We start from the raw sequence: 19,000 nt of genomic DNA on the forward strand, positions 1-19,000 counted from the left end.
CTGACGGCGTCTCGCGGGGCTCCCCGGCCGGGGAGCCCCGCGAGACGCCGTCTGCGTGCGGGCCGGTCGCCGTCACAGGTCGGTGGCGATGATCTTCTCGATGTTGCGCTCGGCGAGCGCCGTGATGGTGACGAACGGGTTGACGCTGGTGTTGCCGGGAATCAGCGCGCCGTCGATGACATACAGGCCGGGGTGGCCGTGCAGCCGGCCGTAGTTGTCGGTGGCCCTGTTGAGCACCGCGCCGCCGAGCGGGTGGTAGGTGAGGTGGTCGCCCCAGATCTTGTAGGTGCCGAACAGGTCGGTCCGGTAGATCGTCCCCTCCTTGGCGTTGATCTTGTCGAAGATCGTCTTGGCCATGTCGATGGACGGCTGCTTCCAGGAGGCCTGCCAGTTCAGGTCGACCCTGCCCGTCGCACCGTTCCAGGTGAACTGGGCGCGGTTGGGGTTCCTGGTGATCGACAGGTAGAACGAGGCGAAGGTCTCGATCCCGGTGGGCAGCGGGGCGACCTCGGCGAACGCGCCGCCGGCGGCCCAGTTGTCGATCCCGGCGCAGGGGATGGTGGACTGCTGGGCGCCGGTCGGGTCCCACAGGTGGTTGGCACGGCCGCACATGACGTTGCCGTTGTCGCCCCAGCCCTTGCCGACCTCGCCGTTGAGGTTGGGCAGCGCGCCGGTGGCCTTCAGCTTGACCAGCAGCTTGCTGGTGCCGACGCTGCCGGCCGCGAAGAACACCCGGTCGGCGGTCACGGTCTTGGTGGCCGTGACGCCGCCGCCGGTGTCGAGCTGCTCGATGGTCACCGTGTAGCGGCCGCCGGCCGGGGCGACCGAGACGACCCTGTGCAGCGGCGAGATGGAGACCCTGCCGGTGGCCCTGGCCCGGGCGAGGTAGGTCTGCTGCAGCGACTTCTTGCCGTGGTTGTTGCCGAAGAGGATCTCCCCGGCCAGCGCCGACTTGGTGGCGGTCCCGGCCGCCTCCCGCTCCATGTAGTCCCAGTCGTACACGTCGGGCACGAAGACGAACGGGAAGCCGGAGCGCTGGGCGTGCTTACGGCCGACCCGGGAGAACTGGTACCAGGGGGTGCTGTCGAACCAGGCCGGATCGACGTTGGCGACCCCGAGCCCGGCGTTGGCGCGCGGGTAGTAGGTGTTGTACATCTCGTCGGCGTTCACCGACGGAAGGACGTAACTGAAGTTCTCGCGCTTGGGCGTGACCGCCATGCCGCCGTTGACCAGCGAGCCGCCGCCGACGCCGCGGCCCTGGTAGACCGTGATGCCGCCGAACTCCTCGGCGTCCAGGACCCCCGTGTAGCGGGACACGTCCCGGTCGATCGGGAAGCCGAGGAAGTAGTTGAGGGGCATCTTGGTCCTGGTGCGCAGCCAGAAGGACCGGTGGTCCGGCGAGAGCGTGCTGCAGAAGATCTTGCCGTCCGAGCCGGGGGTGTCCCAGGCCATGCCCATCTCGACCATGTGCACGTCGACGCCCGCCTGAGCCAGGCGCAGCGCGGCCACCGATCCGCCGTATCCGGTCCCGATCACCAGAGCCGGGACCTGGGCCCCGTCGCCGATCACCGCGGGGGCGGTCTTCGCCTGGGCCACGGCGGGGAGCCCAAGGGTCGCCGCACCCAAAATAGAACTCGTTCCAGCCAGGAAACCACGGCGGGATACACCCGGCAACCCCGTGCCGGGCAGGCTTCTCTCGGCCATGTGACCTACCTCACTCTCAATGGCTAGAACGAGTTCTACATTGCTCCCGTAGAGTGCGTCACTACCTACCGAGCAGTAATTTGGTTACGATCACCCACCTGAATCACCAGGTCACAGCGCGTCCACCCGATCGACGGAAGGCGACGAACCGGTCACCCTCGGAAGGGGACCGCCCGTCCAGGTGATCCCGGCACGCGGCGGTCGGCACGGCCGGGCCGCCCCGGGCCGCCGGTCGGCGCGGTCCGGCCGGATCCGACCGGTTCACTGTGACCCTGGTCACCGAACCAAGCGCTTGCTAACCTCCCAGGCATGATCTCCACGATCGTCTGGGGCACCGGCAACGTCGGCCGTCTGGCCATCCGCGCCGTCGACGCCCACCCGGGGCTGGAACTGGCGGCCGTACTCGTCCACGACCCCGGCAAGGTCGGCCGCGACGCGGGCGACCTCGGCGGGCTCGACCGTGCGCTGGGGGTCACGGCGACCGACGACGTCGACGCGGCGCTGGCCGCCGGCCCCGGGGCCGTGGTGTACGCCGCCTCCGGCGACATCCGCCCCGACGACGCCCTCGCCGACGTCATCAGGGCGATCCGGGCCGGAGCCGTGGTCGTCACCCCCTCGCTGTACGCGTTCTACGACCACCGCAACGCCCCGCCGGAACTGCGGGAACCGGTACTGGCCGCCATCTCCGACGGCGGCGGCTCGCTGTTCGTCTCTGGCATCGACCCAGGCTGGGGCAACGACGTGCTGCCGCTGCTGATCAGCGGGCTCGGCGGCACCGTGGACGCGATCCGCTGCCAGGAGATCTTCGACTACTCCACCTACGACCAGGAGGACTCGGTCCGGTATCTGGTCGGCATGGGACAGCCGATGGACTGCGAGCCGCCGATGCTCGCGCCGACGGTCCCGACCATGGTGTGGGGCGGGCAGGTGCAGCTGATGGCCAGGGCCCTCGGCGTCGAACTCGACGAGGTCCGCGAGACCCTGGAGCGGCGCCCGCTGGAGACCACGGTGAGCACCAAGACGATGGGCGAGTTCGAGGCCGGCGGCCAAGGCGCGGTGCGCTTCGAGGTGCAGGGCATCGTCGCAGGCGAGCCCCGCATCGTCATCGAGCACGTCACCCGCATCCACCCGTCCTGCGCGCCGGACTGGCCGGCGCCGCCCGACGGCGACGGCGCCCACCGGGTGATCATCGAGGGCCGCCCGCGCATCGAGGTCACGGTCGAGGCCACCGACGAGGGCGGCAACCGGGCCGCGGGCGGGAACGCCACCGCGGTCGGCCGGCTGGTGAACGCCATCGACTGGCTCGCCGACGCCGCACCCGGCCTCTACGACGCGCTCGACGTCCCGCTGCGCCCGGCGGTCGGCAGGCTCGGAAGGGAGCGACCGTGAACATCGACATCCCCGAGGGCAAGGACCCGATCGGGTACGTGTGGGGCGAGATGGTGCCCGGCATCGGGCCCGCCGCCGCGCACCTGTCGCTGGCTGTGTACGAGCACACGACCCTCGGGCTCCGCGAGTTCGAGGCCGCGCGGCTGCGGATCGCGCAGCTCAACGGGTGTCTGTTCTGCCTCGACTGGCGGACCGAACGGGACGGGCACAAGGTCGAGGAGGGGTTCGCCGACGCGGTGACCCAGTGGCGCACCACCGACGCCTTCGACGAGCGCACCCGGCTGGCCGCCGAGTACGCCGAGCGGTACGTCCTGGACCACCACGGCCTCGACGAGGAGTTCTGGACCCGGATGACCGCGCACTACAGCCAGGCCGAGATCGTGGAACTGAGCATGTGCATCGGCTCCTGGCTGGCGTTCGGCCGCCTCAACCACGTGCTGGGCCTGGACGCCATGTGCGTGCTGCCCCGCCACTGAGGCGTCCGGGGAACCCGAAGCGGTCCCATCCTGGGCGATGTGGAGGGGCGGACGGGACATCGATCTTGTCCTGTCGGGCCGATGGTGTTATAGCCGAGGTATGGGTCTTCCTGCGCCGTGGTGGCGGATCGGTGCCGTGCGTGTCGTGGCCGCGGTCGTGGTAGCCGTCGCTCTGGTCATGGGAGGCGCGGCCCTGCGGTCCTCCGGTTCCCGTGAGGCCGACGGCTCGCTCACGGCGGATGAGCAGCGGAGTCTTGCGACCCTGCGCGTGGTCGATGCGCGGCATCCGCTGCTGGCGATGACGCTTTACGCGCCGTACGACCCGTTGCGGCCGGTCGTCGCCGCGCCCGCCACCGAGCGCCCGCTGGCGTGCTCGCTGTTCCTGGCCCGGCGGGGGCCGCGCGGGCCGGTGTTCGGCCGCAACTTCGACTGGCTGGGCAATCCGGCGTTGCTGCTGACGACCCGGCCGCCCCGCGGGCCCGCGTCCATCTCGCTGGTCGACATCTCCTACCTGGGGATCACCCATGCAAAGGCGAGCCGCGTGACGCGTGACCCGGTGCTGCGGCGCAAGCTGCTGCAGGCCGCGGCGCTGCCCTTCGACGGGATGAACGAGCACGGCCTGACCATCGGACTGGCCCAGATCCCCGATGCCGAGCCCCCGCGGGTACCGGGCCGTCCCACGGTCGGCAGCGCGCGCATCCAGCGGCTCGTTCTCGACCAGGCGCGCACGGTGGACGAGGCGATCGCCGTGTTCGGCCGCTACAACGTCGAGTTCGCTCCGGGCGAGCCGGCGTTGCACTACCTCGTGGCCGACGCGCGCGGACGATCCGCGGTAGTGGAGTTCGTGGACGGCCGCGTCAAGGTGATCCGCGGAACGGGCTCGTGGCAGGGCATGGTGAATTTCGTGCTGTCCGGCGCGGGAGAGGACGTCAAGCGCTCCGACGACCGCTACCGCACCATCGCCGAGCGGATGCGGGCCACCGGCGGCGGCCTCAGCCCGGCCGGGGCGATGGACCTGCTGGCGGCGGTGGCCCAGCGGCACACCCGCTGGTCGGCGGTGTACGAGTTGCACCATGGCACCGTCCACGTCGCGCTCGGCCGCGACTACCACAAGCGCTACACCTTCTCTCTGAAGGACGACTGAGGTTTCCAGGCGCATCGGCGTCAAGGGCTGGTGCGGCGCTGAGACGCTTGGCCTTGCCGCAGCGTCAACGTTTCTCCTGAGGGCATGCGAATCGGCGGACTCGCGGCGCTGGTCGGGGTGTCCACCCGGACCGTGCGCCACTACCACCATCTGGGGCTGGTTCCCGGACAGGTGCGGCGGATCTTGGGGTTCGACGTCAAGGGCATGGTCAGTCTCGTTCTGTGGGTCGCACGGACCCGAATCCGAGGACACCGATGCCTAGCCGTCCTGCCCTTGTAGAACGGCTGGACGGCCGACGCCATCGTGCACGCGGCATCGTTCAGGAGGATCGCTCCGGCTCCCCGGCCTTGGATCACACGGAGCCTCGGATACCGCGTTCGCCTCAGCGGTGCAGGAGCACGGCGGTCAGGTCCAGTGCCGCGATCACGGCGATGACGGCGGTGAGCGCCCGGGTCGCGCGTACGTGCGCGGTCAGGACGCTGGAGGCCGTCCGGCCGCGCCCGCGCCGGTACCCGCGGGCGGCGGCGAGCCAGATCACCACGGCCACCACGATCACCGTGCCGCCGGACACGACCGCGGCCGGGCCCAGCTCGGTCGCCGCCCTGGCCAGCAGGGCCCCGTTGATCGCGATCAGCAGGGCCGTGCGCTGCCAGGCCAGCGCGGTGCGCTCCAGTTGCGCCCCCGGGTCGGCCAGGCGATCGGACCGCCCGGACGGCGGGTCCGCCGGCGTCACCTGGTGACCAGCAGCACGACCGTGCCGGAGGCCACCGCGACCGCCAGCGCCAGCACCGGCATCAGCCAGGAGTCCGGCAGCGGCTCCCCGCGCCGCATGGCCCGCTGGTTCAGCGACCACCGCCGATACCCGGCGATCATGACCGCGAGGCCCAGCACCGCCAGCGCGACGGCGGCGGCACGGCGCCATGCGGCGGTCGCCACGTCCGGGAGCAGTTGCACCACGGCCAGCCCCCCGGCGTCCAGCGCCAGCGCGGTGCGCACGTACGCCAGGAAGGTCCGCTCGTTGGCCAGCGAGAACCGATAGTCCGGCTCCTCGTCGCGCCCCTGCGGATCCGTACGGTGCGGGGTGCCCATTCGTCCCGCCCTCCCGTGGAAGTCGTCGGCCGACTAGGCAGCACCCTACGACCCGTTGGAACGGGACAAGCCACCCGCCCCCACCCGTCGCCCGGGTCGGTGCGCCCGGCCAAGGTGAACGCGGCGAACGCCGCCGCGACCGGCCGGGGCCACACGCGTGAGGCCCGCGGATCCACGCGCCGGGTAGCATCCTCGCAGGATGCGTCGCAGCGGAGGATCCCCCGAACCGGGAACGTCGCGGATCCCGCGGCTGGACCCGCAGACCGAACGCGCCATCAAGCGGGCCTGGTCGCTGCTGCTGCCGCAGATCGACGAGATCGCCGAGGGCATCACCCGGTCGCTGATCGAGACCGACCCGTACTGGCGGGAGCAGTCGCCGGCGTTGCAGGCCGACCAGCACAACACGGTCCACGAGCACGTCCGGCGCGGCGTCAAGGCCATGGCGGGGGTGTCCTCGCCCGACGAGCAGCCGATCGACCTGTGGCGGGAGAACGGCCGGGTGCGGGCACGGCAGGGCGTGCCGATGGAACGGGTGCTCAACGCCTACAACCTGGGCACCCGCGCCCTGTGGGAGGCGCTGCTGCGGCTGCGCTGGGACCAGCAGGCCGACATCGACGAGCATCTGCTGCTGCTTGCCGGGCAGCGGCTGTGGGCCGCGCTGGACATCCAGAACGCCGCCCTGATCAACTCCTACCGGCGGGAGAGCGCGCTGCTGCAACGGCGCGACCTGCAACGGCAGCAGAACTTCCTGGACGGCCTGGTCGACGGCCGCGGCACCGACCCACAGTTCTCCCAGGAGGCGCGCGAGGCGCTGGGGCTCGCCCCGGGCGATCCAGTGGCCTGTGTCGTGGCGCTGCTGGAGGATCCGCCGGACGAGCCGCTGCGGGCGCCGCAGGACCGGCTGGAACGGCTGGGCGTCTCCTCGCACTGGCACGTCCGCGGCGGCAACTACTTCGGGCTGGTGCCCCAGGGCGGCCTGGCCCTGGACGAGCTGGCCACGGCGCTGCGGCCGGGAGTGGCGGGCCGGGTCGGCATCGCCGCGGCCCTGGACGGCATCGCCGGGTTCGCCACCGCGTACCGGCTGGCCGCCCGCGCCGCCGAGTCGCTGCCACGCGGCTGCCAGCGGATCGTCACCCTCGCCGACAGGCTCCCGGAGGTGCTGGTCACCGGCAGCCCGGAGGTGGCGCCGGTGCTGGTGCACGAGACGATCGGCCCGCTGCTGGCGCAGCCGCCGAACCAGCGGGACATGCTGCTGGGCACCCTGGCCGCGCTGCTGGAGCACAACGGATCGCCGACCCAGGCCGCGCAGGTCCTGTTCTGCCACCGCAACACCGTCATCTACCGGGCCAAGCAGATCGAGACCCTCACCGGCCGGAACCTGCAGGACTCCCGTCACCGCCTGGAACTCTCCCTGGGCCTGATCGCCTCCGGCCACGACCCGACCCCGCCGGGACGCGACTCAGGCTGAGACGCCGGGGGCGTGTGGGCGCCCCCGGCGTCGCCGTTATCTCCGCTCAGGCGGCGGGCAGGTCGACCAGGCCGGCCAGCCGGGCGCGGTGGGCTCCCGGGGTGCCGAAGGCGAGCTGGTCGGCCTTGGCGCGCTTGAGGTACAGGTGCGCCGGGTGCTCCCAGGTCATGCCGACCCCGCCGTGCAGCTGGACGCACTCCTCGGCGGCCAGTACCGCGGCGTCGGCGCAGTACGCCTGGGCGACCGAGGCCGCCACCGAACGGTCGGGGTCGTCGGCCGCGACCGCCGCGGCGGCGTACCGGGCGGCGGCGCGGGCCGACTCCACCGCCACGTACAGGTCGGCCAGCCGGTGCTTGAGCGCCTGGAAGCCGCCGACGATCCGGCCGAACTGGCGGCGGATCTTCAGGTACTCCACGGTGGAGTCCAGGCACCACTGGGCGACGCCGAGCTGCTCGGAGGCCAGCAGCGCCGCGCCGGTCTCCAGCGCCCGGCCGATCGCCCGTTCGGCCGCGCCGGCGTCGGCCACCGGCCGCGAGGCCGCCCCCGCCAGCTCCACGTCGGCGATCTGCCGGGTCATGTCCAGGGAGGTCACGGGCGTGATGCGGGCGGCGTCGGCGGGCACCTCGTGCAGTTCCAGGCCACCGTCGCCCTGAACGGGAACCAGCAGCAGGTCCGCCTCCAGCGCGCCCGCCACGGCGGTCACCGTCCCGCGCAGCACGCCGTCGTGCACCGTCACCGCCGGGACGGCCCGGCCGGGGACGGTGGACAGCGGCACCGCGAGCGCCGCCGTCCGTTCCCCGGCGGCCAGCTCACCCAGACGGTCGGCGGCGCCCGCCTCCAGCAGCGCCGTCGTGGCGACCACCGCGCTGGTCAGGAACGGAACCGGCGCGGCGAACCGGCCGAGCTCCTCCAGCACCACGGACACCTCGCGGGCCGAGGCGCCGGCGCCGCCGAGGTCCTCAGGCACCAGCAGCCCGGCCAGCCCGAGGTCGGTGGACAGGGCGCGCCACAGCTCGTCAAGCCCGGTGCGGTCGCCGTCGTAGACGGCGGTCACGCGGTCGGGGGTGCACCGTTTGGCCAGCAGCGCCCGGACGCTGTCGCGCACGGACTCCTCGACGTCGGTGTAGAGCAGGTCGAGTTCGTCGCTCAACGGGGCAGGTCCTTCCACGGGGCGTCCTTGTCGGTGCGCGGCTCGGGCGGCAGGCCCAGCACCCGTTCGGCGACGATGTTGCGGAGGATCTCCGAGGTGCCGCCCTCGATCGAGTTGCCCTTGGCGCGCAGGTACCGGTAGCCGGCGTCCCGGCCGGTGAACTCCACGATCTCCGGGCGCCGCATCGTCCAGTCGGAGTACCGCAGCCCGTCCTCGGCGAGCAGTTCCAGCTCCAGGCCGGACAACTGCTGTGCCAGCCGGGCGAAGGTCAGCTTGGCCGCCGACCCCTCCGGGCCTGGCTCGCCCACGGCCAGCTTCTGCCGCAGCCGCCGGCCCGACAGCCTGGCGACCTCGGACTCCACCCACAGCCGCAGCAGCCTGTCGTGCAGCTCGGGCGTGCGCAGCTCCGGCCGCTCGCGCCAGGTGCGGGCGACGGCGCCGATCATGCCGCTCTCCCGGCGGGGGTCACCACCGCCGATGGCGACCCGCTCGTTCATCAGGGTGGCGGTGGCGACGCGCCAGCCCTCCCCCTCCGCGCCGAGCCGGTGGTCGTCGGGGATCCGCACGTCGGTCAGGAAGACCTCGTTGAACTCGGCCTCACCGGTGATCTGCCGCAGCGGCCGGACCTCGACGCCCGGGTCGGTCATGTCGCAGACGAAGTAGGTCATCCCGCGGTGCTTGGGGGCGCCGGGGTCGCTGCGGGCCACCAGGATCGCCCAGCGCGCCTTGTGCGCGCCGGACGTCCACACCTTCTGCCCGTTGACCCGCCAGTGGTCGCCGTCGCGTTCGGCGCGGGTGGCCAGGGCGGCCAGGTCGGAGCCGGCGCCGGGCTCGCTGAACAGCTGGCACCAGATCTCCTCGCCCGTCCACAGCGGGCGCAGGAAGCGCTTCTTCTGCTCCTCGGTGCCGTACGCCAGGATCGTCGGCGCGGCCATGCCCAGCCCGATGGCGTTGCGGCGGGGGTCGTTGTCGGGGGCCCCGGCCCGCGCCAGCAGCGCGTCCACGTGGATCTGCAGGTCGCGCGGCAGGCCCAGCCCGCCCAGCCCCTCGGGGAAGTGCACCCAGGCGAGCCCGGCGTCGAACCTGGCGCGCAGGAACTCCAGCCGGTCGGTGGTGGCGGGGTCGTGGTCGGCCAGCAGCCTGTCGACCCGTTCGGTGAGCCCGGTGATCAAGTCTTGGGCCATGTCAGGCCACCAGCAGCGACAGGGACTCGGCGACGCACGCGGGCTTGTCGCCGCCCTCGCGTTCCACGGTGACCCTGACCTTGGCGCGGGTGCCGGCGGAGCCCGTGGTGAGCTCCAGCAGTTCGACGCCCGCCCGCAGCCGGGAGCCGACCGGCACCGGCGACGGGAAGCGGACCTTGTCGCAGCCGTAGTTGATGCCCATCTTCAGGCCGTCCACCCGGTAGACCTGGTGCACCAGCTTGGGCAGCAGGGACAGGGTCAGGTACCCGTGGGCGATGGTGGCGCCGAACGGCCCCTGGGCCGCCTTCTCGGCGTCCACGTGGATCCACTGGTGGTCGCCGGTGGCGTCGGCGAACAGGTCGATCTGCTCCTGGGTCACCGTGTGCCAGTCGCTGTACCCCAGATGGGTGCCGACCGCCTGCTCCAGTTCGGAGATTCCGTTAAAGACCTTCATCGGGATGCTCCCCCCTTCTCCCCCGCCGCTCAGGCGCGCGGCCCGCCGGCCACGTAGATGACCTGGCCGGACACGAACCCGGCGTCCTCGCTGACGAAGAACGACACGGTGTGCGCGATGTCCTCGGGCCTGCCGACGCGCCGCACCGGGATCTGGGCGGCGGCGCCCTTCTTGTAGTCCTCGAACGGGACGCCGACGCGGGCGGCGGTGGCGGCGGTCATCTCGGTCTCGATGAAGCCGGGGGCGATGGCGTTGACGGTGACGCCGAACTTGCCCAGCTCGATCGCCAGGGTCTTGGTGAAGCCCTGCAGGCCCGCCTTGGCGGCCGAGTAGTTGGCCTGACCCCGGTTGCCCAGCGCGCTGGTGGACGACAGGTTGACGATGCGGCCCCAGCCGGCCTCGGTCATGTGCTTCTGCGCCGCCCGGCTCATCAGGAACGCGCCGCGCAGGTGGACGTTCATCACCGCGTCCCAGTCGCCGGCGCTCATCTTGAACAGCAGGTTGTCGCGGATGATCCCGGCGTTGTTGACCAGGACGGTGGGGGCGCCCAGCTCGGCGGCGATCCGCTGCACGGCGGCCTCGACGGCCTGCTCGTCGGAGACGTCGGCGCCGACCGCCAGGGCCCTGCCGCCCGCGGACTCGATCTCGGTGACGACCGGCTTGCAGGCGTCGGCGTCCAGGTCGACCACGGCGACCGCGAAGCCGTCCCGGGCGAGCCGCTTGGCCACCGCCGCGCCGATGCCTCGCGCCGCGCCGGTCACGATGGCGGTACGGGATGCCTGCTGGGTCATGGGCTCTCCTCCTCGTGGACTGCTACCCGAGCGCCCGGAAGGGACCGGGCGGATTCGCTGCGAACGCTAGTGCGTCCGTATGCCGGCCGGTCACGCAGGGGGCAGCCATCACGAACCGGACACGCGGCCGGAACGGCGCGACCGGCGACGCACGCCGCGAGGATCCCACCACATGCACAAATGTTCTAGACCTCGGGATTCATTTCATGCGGCTCGCACCATGGGTTTTGTGCACCACGCCCAATACCGGCCGCCGTGCCGCCTGCCCGGACCGCGCCCGGCCGAGTCCGTCACGCCCTCAGCCACCGCACGGCGGCGTCGCGGTAGTGGCTCAGGCCCTTGTAGTCGACCAGGTCCTCGGGGAGGCCGGCCAGGACGGCGGCGAAGCGGCGACGCCACTCGGGTACCCGGGCCAGGTCCGTCAGGGACAGCAGGTAGGTGCGGATCAGGAAGAGGATCGCGCCGGAGGGGGCCAGCCGGAGGAGGTGCTGCACCTCCACGCGCAGGTGCAGGCGGTCCCCGAGCGCGGGATCGTCCACATCGAGGAGGCGGCGGTCGGCTCCCCACTCGGGATAGGTCTCGGTGGAGGTGCCGAGCCGCCGGCCGACGGTCATGCCCCAGTTGGTGCGCCGGTACTTCAGAACCGTCCGGGGCAGAGCACGCTCGGGCCTGAAGGCCGGAGCACTGGCCCGCAGCCCGGTTGCCCGCGACCTGCCCGTACGCAGGGTGCCCGGTCACGTTAAACGACGACGAAGGTGACGGAACACCCAGGGGTCGCCGGGGCATCCGGGGGTGGCAAGTCGGTTCCAAGTCGGAGCCAAGTGGGGGCGGTCATGCTCTTATCGTCCGGCCCGGCGTCCGGCCTCGGGGGTCGCCGGTCGGGCAGCGGCGTACGGCGCCAGGGGCGCTTGCAAGGAGGAGCTGGCATGACGGGAATCGGCCACGGTGATCGGACCGGGAAACATGCCGTCGTCATCGGAGGCGGCATCGGCGGGCTGCTGGCCGCCCGGGTGCTCAGCGAGAGCTTCGCCCGGGTCAGCGTGATCGAGCGTGACGAGCCGAACAGCGGAGCCACGCCGCGCAGGGGCGTGCCGCAGGGCCACCACACGCACGGCCTGCTGGCGCGGGGACGCGAGATCGTCGAAGAGCTGTTCCCCGGGCTGACCGCCGAGCTGACCGACCTGGGCGCCGTCCCCTGCGACATCCAGGACGACTGCGTCTGGTACAACGACGGGCGGCGGCTGTACCCGGCGCCCTCCCGGCTGCGCGGGCTGGCCGTGAGCCGGCCCCGGCTGGAGGACTTCCTTCGGGCGCGGGTGGCGGACCTGCCCAACGTCGAGATCCGCTCGCGCTGCGAGGTGGTCGGGCTGCTACCCGCCGCCGGCGGCGTGCGGGTGCGTCCCGCCGGCGGCGCCGAGGCCGAGGACGTGCCGGCCGACCTGGTCGTGAACGCCTGCGGGCGGGGCAGGCGCGGGGCCGCCTGGCTGGCGGAGCTGGGATACCGGACGCCCGCGGAGGAACGCGTCGACTCCCGGCTGGTCTACGTCACCCGGGAGTACCGCGCCCATCCCGGCGACGCCGACGCCACCTCGATCCTGGTCGCACACGGCGCCGCCGCGCCCCGCGGCGGGTTCGCGATCAGGGTCGAGGGAGACCGCTGGCTGATCACTCTGCTGGGCATGGGCGACGACGTCCCGCCCACCGACCCGGACGAGTACGAGCGGTTCGCCGCCACGTTGCCGATCCCGGACATCCACCTGCTCATGCGGCGGCTCCAGCCGCTGGGCCCACCCAGGCTCATGCGCATCCCCACCAGCGTCCGCCACCGCTACGAGCGGCTCCGCCGTCTTCCCAAGCGCTACGTGGTGCTCGGGGACGCGCTGTGCCGGTTCAACCCCTCCTATGGGCAGGGCATGACGGTGGCGGCCTGCCAGGCGATCGCGCTGCGCGAGGCGCTGCGGGAGGGACCGGACGACGTGGCCCGCCGGTTCTTCCGGCTGGCCGCCCGGATCATCGACGTGCCGTGGGACATGGGGGTCTGCGGCGACCTGCGGTTCCCGCACGTCCAGGGGCGCCGCACGCCGCGGGTGAGGCTGCTCAACGCCTACCTCGCCCAGGTCCATGTGGCGGCCGAGGACGACCCGGTGGTCGGTGAGGCCTTCCTGAGCGTGGTGAACATGGTCGCTCCCCCGCAGAGCCTGTTCGCCCCGCGGCTCCTGCGCAGGGTGCTGCGCCGCCGGCCCGAGGGGGCGCGGCTGGTCCGGCACCCGGCGCCGGTCTTCGCCGAGGACGTCCTTCCCAGCGTCCCCCAGCTGACGGGGCAGGAGACCGACATGGAGACACATGCGACCACCCGGGCCGCGGCGGCCCCCCAGGGCGGCTGATCCCATGACAGGACCGGACAAGGAAGTCGCGGCGGCCTCCCGGACGTCGTCCACCACCGTCTACACGGTTCCGGCGCTGGACGAGGCGGCGGCGCTGCTCGCCGACCTGTACGCCGCCGGGGACGGGCACGGCATCCTCCCGGACGACTGGGCCGGGCCGGGTGCGGACCTGCCCGGCATCGCACTGCGCGTCGTCGCGGCCCGCTACCGCCGTGCCCATTCCCGTCGTTCCGCGCGCGAGGTCGAGGCCATGTACAAGCGCATGAAGGCCGCGCTGTCCGAGACCGGGGTCACGCCCGTGGGCGTGCACAAGGGGCGTATCGTGCTCCCCCGCCTCGACACGACCCCGCCGTGGGGGTGGTCCGGCGAGGCGGCACTGACGGTCGGCTTCTACCCCGGCGATGGCTGGACGCTGGAACTGGCGCAGGCGCGCACCCCGGTCATCGACGTGGTGGCGCCCACCGAGGCCGCGGTCGCGGCACTGGTGGCCGACATCCTCACCGGACGCCGGTCCGACCCGCTGTTCCCGCGTCCTTGACGATGAGGCCGGACAGCAGGGCGCTCGCCTCCCGCCGGGACAACCGACGTCCCTGGGCCAAGCGGCGCTCGTACTCCTGCGGCGGCAGCGCCTCGCGTACGGCGGCGGCCTCTCTGGGGCCGTCCAGCGGGTCCATCAGTTCGGGTGAGAAGCCCACCTGCCTGCCGATGCCGTCCACCGCGCCCATCACCACGGCGGCGTCTTCGGCGCGGCCGGTCACGACGAGCGCGTGGGCGGCGGTGTGCAGCAGCACCAGCCACGACGTGACGTCCATGTCACGTTCCAACATGTCGATCATGTCCCCGGCGAGCGTCAGCGCGTGCTCGGCGTCGCCGCGGTCCAGCGCCGCCTTCATGGCGGCCCAGACGGCCGAGACCACCGACCAGTGATGGTCGCAGGCACGCGCGGCGTCCATCGCCTGATCCAGCACGTCCGTCGCGGAGGGGTCGCCCAGGACCCGCCCCAGCGAGCCCTGGATCATCAGGGCTTCGGCGACCAGCCAGTCCTGGCCGCTGCGCCGGGCCACCTCCACCGCGGTGCGGGTCAGCGTCGGGATATCGAGCGGCACCCCTGCCAGCGCCCCCATGTACGGCTGGTAGACGGTCGCCAGGGACTCGGTCACCTGGTCTCCCGCCTCGTGGGCCTCGGCCGCGGCCAGCACCGCGGTCTCGTAGGCCTGCTGCACCTGGCCCGCCAGGTAGAGCAGGCCGCCCAGGCCCACCCGGGCGCGCGCCCGGACACCGGGGTCGGCGTCGGGCGTGGCCGCGAGCGCCTCCGACATCCAGGAGATCCCCTCGGCGATGTGCCCCTTGCGGTACCAGAACCAGTACAGCGCCCCGCCCAGCCGCAGCATGTACTCGCCGTCACCGGCGGCCGACGCGGAGGCGAACGCGGCGCGGTGCTCGGCCTGCTCCTCACTCAGCCGGGCCAGCAGCCCGGCCGCCTGCGGGCCCCGCAGATGGCGTTCGGCGGCCTCCGCCCGCGCCAGCACCCAGTCACGGTGCCGTTCCCGGGCCAGCGCCAGGTCGTCGGGGGCCAGTTCCCGCAGCGCGTACTGGCGCAGCGTCTCCAGCATCCGGTAGCGGCGGGGCGCGGTGCCGGGCTCGACGGTGAGCAGCGACTTGCGGACCAGCGCCGACAGCGGCGGCAGGACCGGGGTGAGGCCGGCGACCGCGCCGGCCGCCTCCAGGTCGAACCCTCCGGCGAACACCCCGAGCCGGTGGAACAGCCGCCGCTCGGCGGGCTCCAGCAGCTGGTGGCTCCAGGCGACGGTGTCCTCCAGGGTGCGGTGCCGGGCCGGGCCGCCGGCCGAGCCGCCGACCAGCACCGCGAACCGGTCCTGCAGCGCGTCGGCGACCTGGTCGATGGACAACATCCGGCACTGCGCGGCGGCCAGCTCGATGGCCAGCGGGATCCCGTCCAGCTCGGCGCACAGCGCCACGATGCGGGCTTGTTCGGCCTCGTCGGGCGTCCAGCCGGGCAGCACGGCGGCGGCCCGGCGGCGGAACAGCTCGGCCGCGTCCCCGGCCGGGTCCAGCGGCGGCACCTCGTAGACGGCCTCACCGTCCACGCCCAGCGGTTCGCGGGAGGTGGCCAGCACCCGCAGCCCGCCGCAGCGGGCCAGCAGCGTGCCGGCCAGCTCCGCCGCGGCGGCCAGCAGGTGCTCGCAGTTGTCGAGCAGGAGCACCAGTTCCCGTCCGCCGAGCACCGCGGCCAGCTGGTCGGCGGCGGCGACGCCAGGGATGCCCAGCGCCGCGGCGACCGCGGCGGGCAGCAGGCCGGGCTCGCTCAGGCTCGCCAGCTCCACCAGCCAGGGCCCGTCGGCGTCGGCGCGCTGCCGGGCGGTCTCCAGGGCCAGGCGGGTCTTGCCGACCCCGCCCGGGCCGGTGAGGGTGACCAGCCGGTGCTCGGCCAGCAGCCCGCCGGTCATGGCCAGATCGCTGGCCCGGCCGACGAAGGCCGACAGCGCGAACGGCAGGTTGCCGGAGGCCTGCGCGGGAGCCGGGGCCGGAGCCGGAGCCGGGTGCGGCCGTGCGGCGGGCACCGGGTCCAGCCGGGCGTCCTGGGCGAACATCGCCGACTCCAGTGAGCGCAACGCGGGCCCCGGTTCGATGCCCAGCTCGTCGGCCAGCCTGCGCCGGACGGTCCGCAGCGCGGCCAGCGCGTCCGCCTGCCGCCCCGACCGGTACAGCGCCAGCGCCAGCAGCTCCCAGCCGCGCTCCCGCAGTGGGTGCTGCGCCACCTGGGCCTCCAGCGGCCCCACGGCCGCCGCGTGCCGTCCCAGCTCGATCATCGCGGCCAGCCGGTCGTCCTGCACGCTGGCCCGCAGATCTTCCAGGCGCGCCACCTCCGGCGCCGCGAACCCGGTCTCGGCGAACTCCGCGTAGGCAGGCCCTCGCCACAGGTCGAGGGCCTGACCAAGCAGGTCCTCGGCCTTCTCATGCTCACCGGCCTCCAGCGCGCGCCGTCCCCGCGCGGCCAGGTCCGTGAAGCGCTCGGCGTCCACCATGTCGGGCGCGACCCGCAGCACGTAGCCCGGTCCCTCCCGCACCAGCAGCCGCGCGGGCGCCCGCGCGGCCCGCCCCGGCTCCAGCGCCCTGCGCAATTCAGAGACGTACGCGTGCAACGTGGTCGAAGACGGAGGCGGAAAGCCCTCCCAGACCGCCGACACGATCTGCTCCGCCGACACGACCCGGCCCCGCGCGATCAGCAACACCGCGAGCACCGCCCGTTGCCGGAGCCCACCGAGCTTCACCGCACAGCCGTCCAGCTCGGCGCTGAGCGGCCCGAGCACTCCGAAGCGAACCACCGAAACCCCACCCTTTTGCCCGGCTATGAGGGTATAGGATCACCACCCGTCCCGGACAGCGCCCGACCGGCACCGCCGCGCACCGCGGTTCACCGCCGAAGGTACGGCCGCGCGTGACGTGCGATTCCCCGGCCGCGGAATAACACCGATTCCGCCTGCCGCGCTCTCCAGGAGCCCGAATGGATTCCGAAAAGATCTCCCTGTCCCGGCGTCATCGGCAAAGCGATTGCGGCCATCCCAAAAGGACCATGATCTCACGAAAGAAACGTCCGAATCCGGCTTCGGCCGCCTGGAACAGGTGATCTCCCGTCCGCCCACGGCGAAGGTTGTTATTTTTGCCCCACACATGGGCGAGTCGCTGGGGGAGCACGGTGAGAGAACTACTGCGCTGGGAGTCCGAGGAGGGGCCAGTGGTCGTCGAGGTCGACTCCCGGGAGCCAGGCTTCACCTCGGTGTCGAAGAAACCCGGCCATGAAATTCACGACGTCCAGGGGCGTTTCGAGGAGGCGCTGGGCAACGTGCGCGGCGCGGCGGTGTCGGCGCTGCGCACCTTCCGTGACAGGACACTCAACCCGGACGAGGTGTCGCTGGAGTTCGGGGTCAAGCTCAACGCGGCGGCGGGCGCGGTCATCGCGAAGACCTCCGCCGAGGGCCATCTGGTGGTGCGGCTGACCTGGCGGCACGAGGACGCGGAAGACGCGCGCGACGGGCGATGACGGCCATGCGGTGGCGGGCCAGGGTGGACACGGTCGACGGCCGCACGCTCGGCGCGGGCTTGCTCGTGACCGGCAGCCGGATCCTCACGTGTGCGCACGTCGTCAAGGGGCTCACCGAGGTCTGCGTGACCTTCCCGGGGGTGGCCGAGAAACTGCCGGCCACGGTGACGACGACCGGTCCGTGGCGGAGTGTGGGCGATCCGGGTGACGTCGCCGTCCTCACGCTCGACGACCCGGTTCCGCTGGAGCCCTGCGAGTTCGCCTCGTGCGACGTACTGACGCCGTGGGCCGGCGGCGCGGCGCACGAGCTGCGGGCGCTGGGCTTCCCGCACGGCCACGAGCGGGACGGCATCCACGTCACGGTCCGCACCGACGCCTACCGGATGCTCCGCGAGGAGTGGCTGGAGATCAACGTGGCCCAGGCCCATCTCCAGCTCCTCGATGAGGGGTGCAGCGGCGCCGCCGTCTACTTCCCGGACACCGGGAAGGTGGTGGGCATGATCACTGACGCCGTGCTGGACGACGAGCGCGGAGGCGTGATCGGGCGCATGCTTCCGCTGAGCAGCATCCGTCGGCACTGGGAGGGCCTCGACGACCTGCTGCCGCTGGACTGGCTTCCCCCTGAGCCCCGCCGGGAGCTGCGGGCCCTCGTCACCGGCGCGACCTCGGACAGGGACCTGGGCTCGGTCTTCAGGGAGGCGTTCCCAACCTTCCTGCGCCCCCCGGAGACCTTCGGGTCGGTCTGGGAGGCCGTCCGTTTCGTGGGCGAGACGGTGCCAGGACAAGACCGGTTGCGGCGGTTCCTGGTGACGTTGACGCCCCGGCTGGACCAGGAGGCGCGGCCCCGACTCGCCGACTGGCTGCGGCGGCGGCTGCCATCCGCCGAGCAGTCCGCCGGCGGCCGAGCCCCGGCCTCGTCGATCATCGTCAGGCTGGATCCGCTGACCCGCGGCGCGGCCCTGGAGCTGACGGTCTCCACGATCGTCGAGGGCGTGGGGGCCGTCCGGAGCGGGCCGCTGCGAATCCGCCGGGATCAGGTACGGACCAAGGTGGAGCATGCGCTCGCCGCGCAGGTCCGCACCGTCCACGACCTCGACTGGATGATCGAGTTCGTGGTGCCCGAACGCCTGATGAACGAGCCGTTCGAGGACTGGGGCATCCCCGAGCCGGAGGCCGAGCGCCGACGGCCGCGTCCGCTGCGGTCGGTTCCGCTGGTCGTACGGCACGTGGACCGGCTCAAGCCGCTGACTGTCTCCCGGCTGACCCGCGGCCGCTGGCGGACGCTGCGCGCCCGGGGCGCCCTGCGACCCCAGCAGATCAGCTGTCGGCTGGACTACGACTACGAGGCGTTCTACGACTGGCTCGACGCCGGCGAGGAGCTGTGCGCGCTGATCTACGCGGCGCCTCCCCGGGACGACTGGCTGTCGGCGGCGCTGGACACCGGTATCCCGATCATGCTGTGGCGCCGCCGGCCCTGCGCCGACTCCCGGCACGCGGGCTGCGCCCCCGAAGGGTTCCTGGACGAGCTGGCCGCAGCCGTGTCCCATCTGGACCCGGACGCACTCCCGGTGGAGGTGATGAGGCTGCGCAAGCGGGCGCGGGCGCCCGGCGGGGGCGACCACCACTGCGGCCACCGGCTGACGCTGTTCTGGGACGATCCGGCGCGGCGCCCCGATCCACCACTGGCGATGGGAAGGCTCTGAG

18 protein-coding genes are annotated in these 19,000 nt (G+C 72.8%); 9 read left to right on the forward strand and 9 right to left on the reverse strand.

Annotation, left to right across the window (positions count from 1 at the left end; all coding sequences use genetic code 11):
• Positions 1-72: 72 nt before the first annotated feature.
• Positions 73-1,596 carry a GMC oxidoreductase gene (locus tag C4U03_RS16330; RefSeq protein ID WP_235017907.1) on the reverse strand — a complete coding sequence of 508 codons (1,524 nt, stop codon included), beginning with the start codon at positions 1,594-1,596 and terminating at the stop codon, positions 73-75.
• A gap of 417 nt (positions 1,597-2,013) precedes the next feature.
• Between C4U03_RS16330 and C4U03_RS16335 the strand changes: the two genes are divergently transcribed.
• From C4U03_RS16335 to C4U03_RS41855, 4 genes are all read left to right on the forward strand, one after another.
• The gene (locus C4U03_RS16335; RefSeq protein ID WP_103938641.1) at positions 2,014-3,093 is read left to right on the forward strand and encodes an NAD(P)H-dependent amine dehydrogenase family protein; all 1,080 of its coding nucleotides are present in this window, start codon (positions 2,014-2,016) and stop codon (positions 3,091-3,093) included.
• Complete coding sequence (locus C4U03_RS16340) at positions 3,090-3,569, forward strand: carboxymuconolactone decarboxylase family protein (protein WP_103938642.1); 480 nt, start codon at positions 3,090-3,092, stop codon at positions 3,567-3,569. The genes C4U03_RS16335 and C4U03_RS16340 overlap by 4 nt, the downstream gene beginning before the upstream one ends.
• Positions 3,570-3,669: 100 nt before the next feature.
• On the forward strand, positions 3,670-4,713 hold the full coding sequence (locus C4U03_RS16345; protein WP_160147016.1) for a carcinine hydrolase/isopenicillin-N N-acyltransferase family protein: 1,044 nt from the start codon (positions 3,670-3,672) through the stop codon (positions 4,711-4,713).
• Between the two features lie 84 nt (positions 4,714-4,797).
• Positions 4,798-4,992 (forward strand): MerR family transcriptional regulator, encoded by a 195-nt coding sequence (locus tag C4U03_RS41855; protein ID WP_235017908.1) that lies wholly within the window; start codon positions 4,798-4,800, stop codon positions 4,990-4,992.
• A 103-nt stretch (positions 4,993-5,095) separates the two neighbouring features.
• Here C4U03_RS41855 and C4U03_RS16355 read toward each other — a convergent pair whose 3' ends face one another.
• Together C4U03_RS16355 and C4U03_RS16360 are read right to left on the reverse strand one after the other, a co-directional pair.
• A complete protein-coding gene (locus C4U03_RS16355; RefSeq protein ID WP_160147017.1) occupies positions 5,096-5,446 on the reverse strand; it encodes a DUF202 domain-containing protein in 351 nt (116 codons plus the stop codon).
• On the reverse strand, positions 5,443-5,802 hold the full coding sequence (locus C4U03_RS16360) for a YidH family protein (protein WP_103938644.1): 360 nt from the start codon (positions 5,800-5,802) through the stop codon (positions 5,443-5,445). Before C4U03_RS16360 ends, C4U03_RS16355 begins: the two co-directional genes overlap by 4 nt.
• A 199-nt stretch (positions 5,803-6,001) precedes the next feature.
• On the opposite strand from C4U03_RS16360, the gene C4U03_RS16365 reads away from it, so the two are divergent.
• Entirely contained in the window at positions 6,002-7,270 is a 1,269-nt protein-coding gene (locus C4U03_RS16365) for a PucR family transcriptional regulator (RefSeq protein WP_103938645.1), read from the forward strand.
• A 46-nt stretch (positions 7,271-7,316) separates the two neighbouring features.
• Here the strand turns inward: C4U03_RS16365 and C4U03_RS16370 are convergent, their stop codons facing one another.
• From C4U03_RS16370 to C4U03_RS16390, 5 genes are all read right to left on the reverse strand, one after another.
• Positions 7,317-8,420 (reverse strand): acyl-CoA dehydrogenase family protein, encoded by a 1,104-nt coding sequence (locus C4U03_RS16370; RefSeq protein WP_103938646.1) that lies wholly within the window; start codon positions 8,418-8,420, stop codon positions 7,317-7,319.
• On the reverse strand, positions 8,417-9,604 hold the full coding sequence (locus C4U03_RS16375; RefSeq protein ID WP_103938647.1) for an acyl-CoA dehydrogenase family protein: 1,188 nt from the start codon (positions 9,602-9,604) through the stop codon (positions 8,417-8,419). Before C4U03_RS16375 ends, C4U03_RS16370 begins: the two co-directional genes overlap by 4 nt.
• Position 9,605: 1 nt before the next feature.
• Entirely contained in the window at positions 9,606-10,058 is a 453-nt protein-coding gene (locus C4U03_RS16380; RefSeq protein WP_103938648.1) for a MaoC family dehydratase, read from the reverse strand.
• Positions 10,059-10,087: 29 nt separating this feature from the next.
• On the reverse strand, positions 10,088-10,849 hold the full coding sequence (gene fabG / locus C4U03_RS16385; protein ID WP_103938649.1) for a 3-oxoacyl-ACP reductase FabG: 762 nt from the start codon (positions 10,847-10,849) through the stop codon (positions 10,088-10,090).
• Positions 10,850-11,139: 290 nt separating this feature from the next.
• On the reverse strand, positions 11,140-11,574 hold the full coding sequence (locus C4U03_RS16390; RefSeq protein ID WP_327373011.1) for a heme-dependent oxidative N-demethylase subunit alpha family protein: 435 nt from the start codon (positions 11,572-11,574) through the stop codon (positions 11,140-11,142).
• A gap of 201 nt (positions 11,575-11,775) precedes the next feature.
• Between C4U03_RS16390 and C4U03_RS16395 the strand changes: the two genes are divergently transcribed.
• Positions 11,776-13,233 (forward strand): NAD(P)/FAD-dependent oxidoreductase, encoded by a 1,458-nt coding sequence (locus tag C4U03_RS16395; protein WP_146087415.1) that lies wholly within the window; start codon positions 11,776-11,778, stop codon positions 13,231-13,233.
• Positions 13,234-13,237: 4 nt separating this feature from the next.
• Positions 13,238-13,771, forward strand: a complete 534-nt coding sequence (locus C4U03_RS16400) for a hypothetical protein (RefSeq protein ID WP_103938651.1) — start codon at positions 13,238-13,240, stop codon at positions 13,769-13,771.
• Here the strand turns inward: C4U03_RS16400 and C4U03_RS16405 are convergent.
• A complete protein-coding gene (locus tag C4U03_RS16405; RefSeq protein ID WP_103938652.1) occupies positions 13,731-16,580 on the reverse strand; it encodes a BTAD domain-containing putative transcriptional regulator in 2,850 nt (949 codons plus the stop codon). The two genes, C4U03_RS16400 and C4U03_RS16405, sit on opposite strands and share 41 nt — an antisense overlap.
• A 371-nt stretch (positions 16,581-16,951) precedes the next feature.
• On the opposite strand from C4U03_RS16405, the gene C4U03_RS16410 reads away from it, so the two are divergent.
• Together C4U03_RS16410 and C4U03_RS16415 are read left to right on the forward strand one after the other, a co-directional pair.
• The gene (locus C4U03_RS16410; protein ID WP_235017909.1) at positions 16,952-17,296 is read left to right on the forward strand and encodes a CU044_2847 family protein; all 345 of its coding nucleotides are present in this window, start codon (positions 16,952-16,954) and stop codon (positions 17,294-17,296) included.
• Complete coding sequence (locus tag C4U03_RS16415; RefSeq protein ID WP_103938653.1) at positions 17,293-18,999, forward strand: VMAP-C domain-containing protein; 1,707 nt, start codon at positions 17,293-17,295, stop codon at positions 18,997-18,999. Before C4U03_RS16410 ends, C4U03_RS16415 begins: the two co-directional genes overlap by 4 nt.
• The last annotated feature ends 1 nt before the right edge of the window (position 19,000 follow it).

This window comes from Thermomonospora echinospora (genome assembly GCF_900108175.1).
In the GTDB taxonomy this organism is placed as follows: Bacteria; Actinomycetota; Actinomycetes; order Streptosporangiales; family Streptosporangiaceae; genus Thermomonospora; species Thermomonospora echinospora.